The 12121-nt window shown below is 62.5% G+C and carries 12 protein-coding genes; 7 read left to right on the top strand and 5 right to left on the bottom strand.

Features of this window, described 5'->3' with window-relative positions; genetic code table 11:
- Nucleotides 1–89: 89 nt before the first annotated feature.
- Together PQV96_RS17635 and PQV96_RS17630 are read left to right on the top strand one after the other, a co-directional pair.
- Nucleotides 90–806, top strand: a complete 717-nt coding sequence (locus PQV96_RS17635) for a glycosyltransferase family protein (protein WP_273623754.1) — start codon at nt 90–92, stop codon at nt 804–806.
- Entirely contained in the window at nt 803–1906 is a 1104-nt protein-coding gene (locus PQV96_RS17630; protein WP_273623752.1) for an MraY family glycosyltransferase, read from the top strand. Before PQV96_RS17635 ends, PQV96_RS17630 begins: the two co-directional genes overlap by 4 nt.
- Before the next feature lie 25 nt (nt 1907–1931).
- Here PQV96_RS17630 and PQV96_RS17625 read toward each other — a convergent pair whose 3' ends face one another.
- From PQV96_RS17625 to PQV96_RS17605, 5 genes are all read right to left on the bottom strand, one after another.
- Nucleotides 1932–3764: a nitric oxide reductase activation protein NorD gene (locus PQV96_RS17625; protein ID WP_273623750.1), complete on the bottom strand. Its 1833-nt coding sequence runs from the start codon at nt 3762–3764 to the stop codon at nt 1932–1934.
- Nucleotides 3764–4645, bottom strand: coding sequence for a 4Fe-4S binding protein (locus PQV96_RS17620; protein ID WP_242638010.1), 882 nt, complete (start codon nt 4643–4645; stop codon nt 3764–3766). Before PQV96_RS17620 ends, PQV96_RS17625 begins: the two co-directional genes overlap by 1 nt.
- A gap of 115 nt (nt 4646–4760) precedes the next feature.
- The gene (locus PQV96_RS17615; RefSeq protein WP_066783103.1) at nt 4761–5603 is read right to left on the bottom strand and encodes a CbbQ/NirQ/NorQ/GpvN family protein; all 843 of its coding nucleotides are present in this window, start codon (nt 5601–5603) and stop codon (nt 4761–4763) included.
- Between the two features lie 2 nt (nt 5604–5605).
- The gene (locus PQV96_RS17610) at nt 5606–7036 is read right to left on the bottom strand and encodes a cbb3-type cytochrome c oxidase subunit I (RefSeq protein WP_052520957.1); all 1431 of its coding nucleotides are present in this window, start codon (nt 7034–7036) and stop codon (nt 5606–5608) included.
- Between the two features lie 48 nt (nt 7037–7084).
- Nucleotides 7085–7510, bottom strand: coding sequence for a c-type cytochrome (locus PQV96_RS17605; protein ID WP_044395751.1), 426 nt, complete (start codon nt 7508–7510; stop codon nt 7085–7087).
- A 232-nt stretch (nt 7511–7742) separates the two neighbouring features.
- Here PQV96_RS17605 and PQV96_RS17600 point away from each other — a divergent pair, with 232 nt between their 5' ends.
- From PQV96_RS17600 to PQV96_RS17580, 5 genes are all read left to right on the top strand, one after another.
- On the top strand, nt 7743–8333 hold the full coding sequence (locus tag PQV96_RS17600; RefSeq protein ID WP_273623743.1) for a cytochrome c oxidase subunit 3 family protein: 591 nt from the start codon (nt 7743–7745) through the stop codon (nt 8331–8333).
- A 22-nt stretch (nt 8334–8355) separates the two neighbouring features.
- The gene (locus tag PQV96_RS17595; protein ID WP_240485268.1) at nt 8356–8628 is read left to right on the top strand and encodes a cytochrome C oxidase subunit IV family protein; all 273 of its coding nucleotides are present in this window, start codon (nt 8356–8358) and stop codon (nt 8626–8628) included.
- 163 nt (nt 8629–8791) lie between these two features.
- The gene (gene argB, locus PQV96_RS17590; RefSeq protein ID WP_044395884.1) at nt 8792–9682 is read left to right on the top strand and encodes an acetylglutamate kinase; all 891 of its coding nucleotides are present in this window, start codon (nt 8792–8794) and stop codon (nt 9680–9682) included.
- Between the two features lie 13 nt (nt 9683–9695).
- Entirely contained in the window at nt 9696–10391 is a 696-nt protein-coding gene (locus PQV96_RS17585) for a response regulator transcription factor (RefSeq protein WP_142082184.1), read from the top strand.
- A 152-nt stretch (nt 10392–10543) separates the two neighbouring features.
- Complete coding sequence (locus PQV96_RS17580) at nt 10544–11992, top strand: sensor histidine kinase (protein ID WP_273623734.1); 1449 nt, start codon at nt 10544–10546, stop codon at nt 11990–11992.
- The last annotated feature ends 129 nt before the right edge of the window (nt 11993–12121 follow it).

Here is a 12121-nt window from a genome sequence, read left to right as displayed (position 1 = left end):
TATCGCCCCCAAGCATTACTACTGTTGTGCATCCATGCCGCCCAGGAGGTTTGGTGATTTCTATTGTGAGTCACGGACACGGAGTTTCCGTGCAGGAGTTGATTTGGACGCTGGCACGTCTGCGTTCCGGAGTGATCTCGCGAGTTGTGTTGACGCTGAATTTGCCAGAGACCGATCCTGTGCCGCCGGCGGATGGTTGGCCGTTTGTTTTTCAAATAATCCACAATGCGCGCCCTGCGGGTTTTGGAGCCAATCACAATCGGGCGCTTGCGGGGGCAATGGAGCCTTTCGTGTGTGTGCTTAATCCAGATGTGAAATTGACTGAGTACGACCCTTTTGTCGATTTGGTGTGTTCGGCGGCCATGCCTGGAACGGGGTGTGCTTACCCTCTACAGATAGACGCTCAAGGGCGGCTGCAGGACAGCGAGCGTGCGTTGCCCACACCTTGGGCGCTTTGGCGCCGCCGGATTTTGGGGCTGCGCGAAACAAAAGTGGATTGGGTTAACGCCGCTTGCCTGGTATTGCCGCGGCCGGTGTGGCAAAAGTTGGGTGGTTTTGACGAGACATATTTCATGTACTGTGAGGACGTGGACCTGTGTCTGCGACTGCGGCTGGCAGGGTTGGCTCTGAAACGTTCGCCTGTTCAACTTGTGCACACTGGGCAACGCGCCAGCCACCGACGCTGGGCGCATTTCCGTTGGCATGTGCGTAGTCTTCTCCACCTGTGGAGTTCGCCTGTGTATAGGCGCGCATGCCAATTGTTACGAGCACAGGACGATGTCGCAGGTACCATCGGTCGCTCATGATCTTGTTGTCTTTGGTGGCTTTTGTCGTGGCGGCGCTGGCGGCGGGGCTCATTGTCCGGTGGATGGGAAGGCGCGCGTCCGTCTATGGCAACGGTATGCCCCAGCGCTTTCATCTGGGAGATGTGCCCCGCGTGGGAGGTGTCGCGGTGCTGTTGGGGATGTGCTGTAGTTGGGGGCTTGGGGTGGTGCAGTCGCAATCGTGGGGGGACTCTGGTTCTCTTCGGTTGGGCGGCTGGGTAGGGCTGTGGCTATTGGTGATGTTGCCGGCAACTGTTAGTGGTATTACCGAAGATCTGACCCAACGGCTAGCCGTGCGCTATCGACTCGCCTTCACCGGAATGTCGGGTCTGCTGACTATCGGCTTGTTGGATATGTCAGTGCCGCGTTTGGGCATTCCATGGCTGGACACCCTGTTGTTGGCTGCACCCTGGCTGGGTTTGTGCATTGCGCTGCTGGCTGTGACGGGGCTCCCCCACGCATTCAATATCATTGACGGTTACAACGGTCTGGCGGCTATGGTCGCCATCATCGTCTGTCTTGCGCTGGCCCATGTTGCGCTGCAGGTTGGGGACCGTGGGCTGGCTGCTCTGTTGGTATCGACTGCGGCTGCTACCGCGGGCTTTTTGGTGTGGAACTATCCACGTGGCATGCTGTTTGCCGGTGACGGCGGCGCTTATATCTGGGGGGTGGTGATTGCGTTGGCTAGCATCTCCCTGGTGCAGCGCAACGCAGAGGTGTCACCGTGGTTTCCCATGCTGTTGCTGATTTACCCGGTATGGGAAACGATTTTTTCCATCTACCGCAAGGCGGTGCGTGGTGTCTCTCCCGGCGTGGCTGATGCTTTGCACTTCCATCAGCTCATCTATCGCCGTATTGTCCGTGGCTTTTTCCATGATGACGAGTCCCGCCGGGTGTTGATGCGTAACAACCGAACCTCGCCGTACCTCTGGGGGTTCACGCTGTTGACCGTGGTGCCTGCGGTGCTGTTCTGGAACAACACGTGGCTGTTGATGGGCTTTTGCTGCCTGTTTGTGATCAGCTATGTATCCGCGTACCTGGCCATCGTGCGCTTCAAGGTGCCTCCCTGGCTGCGCCATTGAAAGCGTTTTCCGGGACCGCCGTTGGTTATCTGGTGAGTGTGGTCCAGGCCTGCGTGAGGTGTTTGACCAGATCCTGAGGGCGGTGCACCAGCGCATAGCCTTGTGCCCCAAACAACATGGGCAGGTACTGGTGGGCTTCGTGGTCAATCGTGACGCAAAACGGAATCAGCCCCGCAGCCCGTGCTTCCTGAATGGCGTGGCGGGTGTCTTCCAGGCCGTAACGTCCTTCGTACACATCAATGTCGTTGGGCTTGCCGTCCGTCAGTACCAGCAGCAGGCGCTGGCGTTCAGGGCGGGCCGATAGCCGTTGGGTTGCATCGCGCACCGCTGCGCCCATGCGGGTGTAGAAGCCGGGTTTCAAGGCGCCAATGCGGGTGTGTATCGCGTCGCTCCAAGGTTCATGGAAGCCCTTGATGTGCTGGATGCGCACATGCTGTCTGCGCACGGAGCTGAACCCCAAAATCTCAAAAGCGTCGCCCGTGCCTGACAGTGCTGAGCCAAAAACGTACAGAGCTTCGCGAATGACATCAATCACGCGGGCGTTTGACGTTGCGTAAGCGTCCGTGGACAGCGAAAGATCTGCCAGCAGCAGGGTTGCCAAGCTGCGTTCTGTCCGTTGGCGATGGGCGTACACCGGGGGGGTGTCGCTGTGGATGTTGCCGCCGCAGGCTTCGCTTTGGAAGCGTACCCATGCATCGATATCGATCTCGTCTCCACTGACCTGGGCTTTATGCCAGCGGGGTGCTGCTTGCAATATCTCCAGACGTCGGCGCACGCGGCGGGCCGTGGCTTGCAGATGCGCTGGGGGGCGATAGGGTTCTCCGGCGCGGGCCACCACGCACTGCAGCGCGCAGTAGTCGGGCCGCAGTTCGTTGCGGCGCCAGTCCCATTCTGGGGTTTTGGTCCCCGGCCCCAAGGGCAGGTCGTCCGCGCTGGCGCTGGGCAAATCCAGGTCAAAGCGCACGCGAGATGCAGTGGTTTGTTCCGACCGGGCCAGAGACAAGGTGTCCATGTCGTTGGCTGCGGCCGAAGCGTTGTCATCCGCAGAGTCGTCCGTGCCGCGATCCAGGCGTATCAGTTCACTCCAACTCGTCAGCGAGTCGGTCTTGGCGGCCAAAAGCATGGAGTTGCGCGATGGCTGGTGCTTGATATTGCGAGCGCGGCGGCGGTGCGCATCCAGAGGGGAGGAGGCGGGCTCTTCTTCCGATGTGCCGTTGGATGGTGTGGGCGTAGCGGCTGGCTCTGCTCCTCCCCCCGTTTCGCAGGCGTTCAGCCACAGCCACACGGGCGCGACTTCGCGCGGGGTCACGAACAAGGCCGTGTGTTCTTCCCCGCGCAGGGCAGCCTGTACTGCTGCTTCCCAGGGTGCGTCCTTGGCACGCAGGCTGCTGAGCAAAGGGCGCTGCGCCAAGTGCGCGGCCGTCAAGCGGTGGTGGCGTTCACGTAGCCCTGCGAACCGCTGCAGTGCGCGTGCGGTAGCAGCACGGTTATCGGCAATCCAGTCGCCCGTAGGTTCAAAAACAGAGGCCAGTGCAGCAAGCCAGAGGTACAGGTCGCGGTTCAGCTCTACAGAGTCGAATACGCTGATCACGGGGGGTAGCGCGAGTGTCTGTGCATCCAGTTCTGGCATGGCACTGCGCAGGCCCGAGCCTGCCACTTTTTGAAGCCAATGCCGGGGGCCACCGTGACGGCTGGCCGCCACCGGTGTTACCCGCACGGCTGCGTCGCCACCGCCTGCACGGTAGAGCAGCGAGATGCTGCGTTGCATGTCTTTCAGGGCCACTTGCACATGCGTGCGCTGCGGTTCTGCCAGATGGGTGATGGCGCGGTGCCACCATTGGCCAATCCACTCTTCCATCAAGAGGCTCCATCGCGCCGTTGGCGCAGCGTTTCTTTCACGGCATCCAGTCCAATCTTCCACTCCAAGGTGGGCGTGCGTCCTTGCTGCCCTTGGGTGGTATCGCAGGCAGTGAGGCACTGGCCACACTGCACGCAAGAAAACATCATGCGCTTGATATTGCGCGGATGCAGGCGCATGGGGCATCCGTGGTCGCAGGCGCTGCCACGGGGGCTGTCGCAAGTACGGCATTCACGGGCCCGGTCTCTGGCGAACGAGACGACCATGCCCTTGGGGTTGGCCATCCAGGCCAGGCTTTGAAACAGGCCCACCGCGCAGCCAAATCGGCAAAACAGGTGCCGCGCCAGGGTGAACTCCAGCGTGAAGACCAGCGTGCCTATTGCCAGAAACCGCATCTGGTTGGCGGTGAGCGTGCCGTGCCAGAGATTGCCCCAGATTTCGGCTGGTGGCAGCAGGTAAGTGAGCAGGGTGATCGCCCAGGCAAAGCCACAGACTAGGCAGGCGGTCAGAAAAAGAGGCCACCAGCGCGCGTTGGGTTGGCGTGTGGCGTGGGGGGTGGGGGAGTTGTCCCAGATGCTGAACTTGCCCGTTGCGCGGTGCAGCAGGTCGTTCAGAGTTTCCACCATCGAAAAGTGGGGGCACAGCCAGCCGCAATACAAACGACCATAGCGGTAGGCAATGCCCAGGAAGATGGCGATCAAACCCAGAGCGGGCAGAAAGCCGCGCCAAAGAATAGCCCAGCCGGTCTGCACTGCCGTGGCTTCACCGCGCAGGAAGGCATCAATGCCCAAAGACCAGCGCATGCCAAGAACCCACAACTGTGTTTCGTTGAGGTCAAAGCGCAAAAGGTTCAGCGCAGGAGCCAACAAGAAAAGCGCCATGAAGGAGCCTTGCAGCCACCTTCTGCGGCGCTGAAGGGGAATCCCGCTCCACAGCGCATGCAGTCCGTCAGGCGCTGTGTGGCACTCCATGGGAGTGCCGCCGGGAGGCTCGGTTTCAGTCCTCATCACCCACCACCGCACGCACCACCTCATCCAGTGCGAGGACGGTGTCCAGGTCATCGCTCAGCGCATCGACGACAGCGGCACGGCAGGCCTGGCGCAAGCCCATTCCGGCAGAAGCCAGCCGGGCTGCCATGACCAGCAGGCGGGTGCTGGCAGTCTCTTCCAGGTCGTGATCCGTCAGCCTGCGCAGCGCTTGGGCCAGTTGCACCAGCCGTGCGGCCACGGCGGGTGACGCGCGTCCCTCTTTTTCAAGAATGCTGCGCTCCACGGCGGGGGCAGGGTAGTTCAGCGTCAGCGCGGTGAAGCGCTGGCGTGTGCTGGGCTTCAGCCCCTTGAGCAGGTTTTGATAGCCTGGGTTGTAGGAGATGACCAGCATGAATTCTGGCGGCGCCTTGAGCTGCTCACCCGTGCGCTCGATGGGCAGAATGCGCCGGTCGTCTGCCAGCGGATGCAGCACCACCGTGGTGTCCTTGCGGGCCTCCACCACCTCGTCCAGATAGACGATGGCGCCCTCGCGCACAGCCCGTGTGAGCGGGCCATCCGCCCACACGGTGCTGCCGTTGCCAATCAGGTGACGCCCCACCAGGTCGGCGGCGCTCAGATCATCGTGGCATGACACGGTGATCAACGGCCGCCCCAGGCGCGCCGCCATGTGCTCGACGAACCGCGTTTTACCGCAGCCTGTAGGGCCCTTGATGAGCAGAGGCAGCTGCTGTGCGTGGCACTGTGCAAACAGGGCGCACTCGTCGCCTTGCTCCGCATAGAACGGCAGGCTGCTGCTTGCAGCTTGGGCTGCCGTGGCGGCTTCGCGCTGGAGGGTGGGGGTCGTCGTCATGGTCAGGCCCGTTGCAAGCGTGTGCTTACGCCAAGGGACAGGCTTTCTTCATCTGCGGCAGGGCCGATAAAGAAGCTGCTCAGGTAGGCCAGCAGGCCCAGCAGGAACATCACGCCACCCGCCACACGCACCCAGTAAAAGAACACCAGCTGGTCTTGCGTGGCCATGAAAGGCATGGCACCGGTGGTGGGCATGCGTTGCAGCCACACTTGCAAGATGCCGGCGCCGCTCAGGGCCAGCACCATGACGGCCATACCAATGCTCATGATCCAGAAGCTCCACATTTCCACACGCTGTGCACGCAGGGGGTTGGCTTCACGGCCACGCAGAATGGGCATGGCGTAGCTGATGATGGCAAGCACCACCAGAACATAGGCGCCGTAGAAGGCCAGGTGTCCGTGGGCTGCGGTGACTTGCGAGCCGTGGGTGTAGTAGTTGACGGTGCTGAGGGTGTGGATAAAGCCCCACACGCCAGCGCCCAGGAAGCCGATCACGGCAGTGCCCACGGCCCACAGCACAGCGGCCTGGTTGGGGTGTTCACGGCGGCGGCGTTGCACCATGTTGAAGGCGAACAACGTCATCATGAAGAAGGGGATGGGCTCCATGGCTGAGAACACGCTACCCACCCAGTGCCAGTAGCCTGGCAGACCGATGAAGTAGAAGTGGTGGCCTGTGCCCAGGATGCCGGTGATCAGCGCAAAGGCCACGATCATGTACATCCACTTGTCGATCACTTCACGGTCTACACCGGTGGTCTTGACCAGCACGAAGGCCAGCAAAGAGGCCATGATCAGCTCCCAGGTGCCTTCCACCCAGAGGTGCACCACAAACCACCAGTACATCTTGTCGCGCACCAGGTTGCTGGGGTTCACAAAGCTGAACAGGAACATCAGCGCCAAACCCCACAGGCCCATGAGCAGCACCATGGAGATGGCGGTCTTGCGGCCCTTGAGCACGGTCATGCTGATGTTGAAGAGGAAGCCCAGCGCCACCACCACAATGCCGAGCTTGGTCGGCAGGGGTTGCTCCAGGAACTCCCGGCCCATGGTGGCCAGCAGGTCGTTGCCCGTCATTTCGGCCAGCTTGGCGTAAGGCACCAGCAGGTAGCCGAGGATGGTGGCTGCGCCAGCTGCCAGGAAGACCCAGAACAGCACTTTGGCGAACAAGGGGCTGTACAGCTCGGTCTCGCTCTCTTCGGGCACCATGTAATAGGCAGCGCCCATGAAGCCGAACAGCAGCCACACGATCAGCAGGTTGGTGTGAACCATGCGGGCGATGTTGAAGGGGATCGCCGGGAACAAGAAGTCACCGATGACGTATTGCAGGCCCAGCGACAGACCGAAGACGATCTGGCCAGTGAACAGGCCCAGTGCGGCAATGAAGTAGAGCTTGGCTACCGCCTGCGACTGGTATTTGATGGTTGCGGGTTGCATAGGATGATCCTGAAGGGTTGGATATGACATCGCGTGAGGCGCAGGCGCTCACCCTTCGATGTTGGGAGGCCACTTCTCGGTGTTGATGCCGTTCGACCAGCGCAGGAACTCCACGAGATCGTTCAGTTGATCGTCGGTGAAGTTGAACTGCGGCATCTGACGGCGACCGGGGGTATTCGTCGGCATGGCCTTGATCCATCCCTTGATGAAGTCAGGGCCGCGGCGCTCATACACATTGCCCAGCTCTGGTGCGAAGTAGGCGCCTTCGCCCAGCAGCGTGTGGCAGCCGATGCAGTTGCGCGTTTCCCAAAGGTGCTTGCCGCGCACGACGGCCGGGGTCAATTCCGCGGATTTGGATCGCTCGGGAATCTTGGTTTCGGTGTGAAAGATCAGCGCCGCAAAAAGCAGTACGAAGAACGTGGTGCCTCCGTAGAAGATGTTGCGCGCCATCTGGCTGGTGAAGCCTTGGCTCATGGTGGGTTACCTCTCTGTAGTGGGACGAGGGATACGGTACTGATCTCTCACAGGTCCGGGGTTGATTTCTCTCAATAAGATTCATTTTGCGTGAATCTTTGTTTATCATACCCACACTCGAACGCCAAATCCAGCCTCTGTTACTTCTTCAACGTGGCTGGCTGGCGCGTCACCAAGCGGGTTACGCACCTTCTGTTGCGCAGAAGCGTGACCCATCCATGGGGAGTTCCCGGTGCCATCCATTCCATTGCCGCACGCTCCAGAGTCCGCGCCGCGCTTGCGCGGCGACCTGGGGGTGTGGTTGATCATCCTGGCCGAGCTGTTGACCTTCGGCATCTTCTTTGTGTCGTACGCGTTTGCGCGCAGCCGCGATGTGGCGGGCTTCAACGCAGCGCAGGCCACGCTGGACCTGCATTCCGGCGCGTTCAACACCGTGCTGCTGATCACGGGCAGCTGGTGCGTGGCCCGTGCCGTGCAGGCGGTGCGTAGCGATGCGCGCAGCGCCGGCCTGCGCTGGTTGCTGGCTGCGATGGCTTGCGGCGCAGGCTTTGGCGTGGTGAAGCTGGCTGAATACGCGGCCAAGCTGAACCAGGGCATCGACCTGACTTCCAACACCTTCTACACGCTGTATTTGATGCTCACCGCATTCCACTTCCTGCACGTGGTGGTGGCCATGCTGGCGCTGGGCTACCTGGCGCTGCGCTTGCAACGCGGCGCCTACGGCAGCCACGACAGCCATGCCATGGAGACCGGCGCTGCGTTCTGGCACATGGTCGATTTGCTGTGGATCGTGCTGTTTCCGCTGGTCTATGTATTGCGCTGAGATGGCTGCGAAGGAGAAAGCTGTGCACGAAACCCGCTGGTTGAATGCTGCCTGGGTGCTGCTGTTGGCCGCCACCGCCATCACCTATGTTCTGGGGGAGATGGGCCTCGTGTCGCAAGCAGGAGGCTGGTTCCTGGCAGGTCTGGGTGTCTTGACTGTGGTCAAGGGCGTCGTAGTCATCCAGGTGTTTTTGGAGATGCGCCATGCCCCCGCGCTGTGGCGCTGGCTGCTGCTGGGGTGGCTGGCGTTGGTGATCGCGCTGGTAGCGCTGGCCTACCTGTTGGGGCGGACGTGAGGTTCTCGGACGAAGCCCCTGCCGCCACATAGATTTGCTGACGATTTTTGGGGCGCTGGGCAGATCAGCCCCTGGGTGGATGGGCTTGCGCGCGCCAGCCTTCCGGGCGGGCGTGAATGCGGCACAATTGCGCCTCATTGTTTTCACCGGATGGCACGCCTCCATGACCGACCTTCTTTCGATTGCCCCCCGCGACAAGGCTGAAATTCTGGCCCAGGCGCTGCCCTACATTCGCAAGTTCCATGGCAAGACCATGGTCATCAAGTACGGCGGCAACGCCATGACCGACCCCGCCCTGCAGGCCGACTTTGCCGAAGACGTGGTGCTGCTCAAGCTGGTGGGCATGAATCCGGTGGTGGTGCACGGCGGTGGCCCGCAGATCGAAACTGCGCTCAACCGCCTGGGCAAGAAGGGCCAGTTCATCCAGGGCATGCGCGTGACGGACGCCGAAACCATGGAAGTGGTGGAATGGGTGCTGGCCGGTGAAGTGCAGCAAGACATCGTGGGCCTGATCAACCAGGCAGGCGGCAAGGCCGTGGGCCTGACCGGGCGTGACGGCGGCATGATCCGCGCGCGCAAGCTCAAGATGGTGGACAGCAAGGACCCCAACATTGAACACGATGTGGGCCAGGTGGGCGATATTGTCTCCATCGACCCCAGCGTCGTGAAGGCGCTGCAAGACGACGCCTTCATCCCCGTCATCAGTCCCATTGGCTTTGGCGAAAACAACGAGAGCTACAACATCAACGCCGACGTGGTGGCCAGCAAGCTGGCCGAAGTGCTCAAGGCCGAAAAGCTCATGCTGCTGACAAACACGCCCGGCGTGCTCGACAAGGCCGGCAACCTGCTGACTGACCTGACAGCCCGCCGCATCGACGAGCTGTTTGCCGACGGCACCATCTCGGGCGGCATGTTGCCCAAGATTGCGGGCGCGCTGGACGCCGCCAAGGCTGGTGTGAACGCCGTGCACATCATTGATGGCCGCGTGCCGCACGCCATGCTGCTCGAAATTCTGACCGAGCAGGCCTACGGCACCATGATCCGGTCGCACTGAGCGCGCACGCACCATGCGCCTGCTTCTGGTCGAAGACGATGTGATGGTGGCCAGCGGCATCAAGCTGGGGCTCACCGACGCGGGCTATGCCGTGGACTGGGTGGGCAGCGGCGAGCGGGCTGAGGATGTGCTGCGCAACGAATCGTTCGATGCGGCCATCATCGACATTGGCCTGCCGGGCATGGATGGGCTGGAGCTGACCCGGCGCTTGCGCCGCCCCGATATGCCCAGCCGCAGCATGCCGGTGCTCATCCTTACCGCGCGCGATGCCCTGCATGACCGGGTGCAGGGGCTGGACCTGGGGGCCGACGACTACATGGTCAAGCCCTTCGAGCTGCCCGAACTGCTTGCACGCCTGCGTGCGCTGCTGCGGCGCTCACAGGCCGCCACCACGGCGGTGCTCAGTTTTGGACCGCTGGAGCTGGACACCGCAGGCCGCCGTGCCTGCGCCCGCGTGGACGGGGTGGAGCACGTCATTGAGCTCGGGCCGCGCGAATGGACGGTGCTGGAGTACCTGCTCATCCACGCCCCCAAGCCCGCCAGCAAAGACAAGCTCTTGCAGGCCTTGACGGGCTGGGACAAGGAAATCACGCCCAACGCGGTGGAGGTGTATGTCTCGCGCCTGCGCGGCAAGCTGGAGCCGCACGGCGTGGCACTGCGCTCTATCCGGGGCTTTGGCTACCGGCTGGAACTGGCGCAGCAGGCCTGAAGCCGAGGAGGACTGCCCATGCCAGCACACCGTGAAGCCTGTTCGTGTTGGCATGGTCGCGCAGCGCTTCAAGGCCGCTGCAATCCTTGAGGAGGCATCGCTGCATGTCTTTCCATAGGCCACGTCCCGTAACCCGTCTTGGCTTGAGCGGGATGACCTCTGACTTGCGCAACCGCCTTCTGCTGCTGCTGGTGCTGCCGCTGTGCGTGCTGGCTGTGGTCGGCGTGTGGATGGATTACCGCTCAGCCGACGACGCTGCCAGCCGGCATGACCAGCGGCTCTTGCGCCTGCTGCCAGCGCTGGCCGACTCCGTGGTGGCGCCTTCCATCCATGAACATGGCGCGCCCCTGCTGCTGCTGGCCCCGCCCGTGGAGGACTTTTTGCGCCAGAACGCCGGGTTCGCGGGCTACAGCGTGCGTGACAGCGACGGCCAGTTGTTGCTGGGAGATGAGTGGGTGGATGGCGTGGTCCCCACCACCGCCCAGCCTGAATTCCATAGCCTGGAATATGGCGGCGTGACGTACCGGGTGGCGGTGCAGCGCGGGCGCACCGGGGCTGGGGAGCTGGTGATGGCGATTGCCGATGGTTCAGACCCCCGCCAGCAATGGGCTCAGCAGCTGCTCTTGCGGGTGCTGCTGCCCAACCTGGTGCTGGTGGCTGCCGCCGCGCTGGCCATCCACTGGGCCGTGGGCCGGGCTTTCAAGCCCTTGGTGGACCTGGCCGAGGCGGTGGCGCATCGTTCGCCGCGCGATCTCAGTCCCATCGACGAAAGCGCCTCGCCCACCGAGGTGCGTCCGCTGGTGCATTCGCTCAACCGCTTGTTTGCCCTGGTCAACGCGCAGGCGGAGGGGCAGCGCCGGTTTGTGGCCGACGCAGCCCACCAGTTGCGAACGCCGCTGGCAGGCCTGCAGGCACAGGTGGAAGCCTGGGCCATGATGGCCAAGGCGGCTGGGGTGGTGCAGGGTGATTCTGCTAATTTAGATAGAAAACAGCCTCTAGCGCCCGCCCACAAAGCGCAAGGTGCTATTGTTTTAGGAGTTGAGCAGATTGAGAAGCTGCGCAATGCCACCCGTCGCACTTCGCAGCTGGCGCACCAGCTGCTTGCCTTGTCGCGGGCCGATGAGCGCAGCATGGACGCGCAGCCGCTGCAGCGCGTGGATTTGAAAGACCTGTGCGAGACGCTGCTGGAAAACTTCCTCGACGCGGCCACCGGCAAGGGCCTGGATCTCGGGCTGGAAGTGCAGCCGGTGCACGTCACCGGCCACGGCTGGCTGCTGCGGGAGTTGATGTCCAACCTGGTGGACAACGCCATCAAATACACCCCGGCGGGTGGGGTGGTCACCATGCGCTGCGGGCAGCGGCTGGTGCCTTCGGGGGCATTGCGGGTGTATCTGGAAGTGGAAGACGACGGCCCGGGCGTGCCCGAGAGTGAGCGCTCTCGCGTCATGCAGCGGTTTTACCGGGTGCCCGGCGCGGTGGGCGAGGGCACGGGTTTGGGCTTGGCCATTGCCGACGAAATCAGCCGGGTGCACCGTGCAACGCTCACGCTGGACACGGGAGCGCATGGCCGAGGCCTGCGCGTGACGGTGCTTTTCCCCTAGTCATCGTGACCCAGCCGGAGTGCGGCTGTGGTGTACCGTCTGGCTGTGGGGGCTGCGCGCAGTCTCGCCGTCAAGGGCTGCGTTTGCAAACCATTTGCAAACCGACGGCGAACGGGTGTGCGAGAATCA

The sequence above is a fragment of the Acidovorax temperans genome, from assembly GCF_028596105.1.
Lineage (GTDB): Bacteria > Pseudomonadota > Gammaproteobacteria > Burkholderiales > Burkholderiaceae_C > Acidovorax > Acidovorax temperans.
The sequence above is the reverse complement of the archived record's forward strand: the minus strand, read 5'-3'. Positions and strand labels throughout refer to the sequence as shown.

Coding starts and splice junctions, on each gene's coding strand:
- PQV96_RS17625 (WP_273623750.1), bottom strand. CDS start 3,764: ATGGAAGAGTGGATTGGCCAATGGTGGCACCGCGCCATCACCCATCTG.
- PQV96_RS17585 (WP_142082184.1), top strand. CDS start 9,696: ATGCGCCTGCTTCTGGTCGAAGACGATGTGATGGTGGCCAGCGGCATC.
- PQV96_RS17610 (WP_052520957.1), bottom strand. CDS start 7,036: ATGCAACCCGCAACCATCAAATACCAGTCGCAGGCGGTAGCCAAGCTC.
- PQV96_RS17580 (WP_273623734.1), top strand. CDS start 10,544: ATGACCTCTGACTTGCGCAACCGCCTTCTGCTGCTGCTGGTGCTGCCG.
- PQV96_RS17615 (WP_066783103.1), bottom strand. CDS start 5,603: ATGACGACGACCCCCACCCTCCAGCGCGAAGCCGCCACGGCAGCCCAA.
- PQV96_RS17630 (WP_273623752.1), top strand. CDS start 803: ATGATCTTGTTGTCTTTGGTGGCTTTTGTCGTGGCGGCGCTGGCGGCG.
- PQV96_RS17605 (WP_044395751.1), bottom strand. CDS start 7,510: ATGAGCCAAGGCTTCACCAGCCAGATGGCGCGCAACATCTTCTACGGA.
- PQV96_RS17620 (WP_242638010.1), bottom strand. CDS start 4,645: ATGGCGCTTTTCTTGTTGGCTCCTGCGCTGAACCTTTTGCGCTTTGAC.
- argB (WP_044395884.1), top strand. CDS start 8,792: ATGACCGACCTTCTTTCGATTGCCCCCCGCGACAAGGCTGAAATTCTG.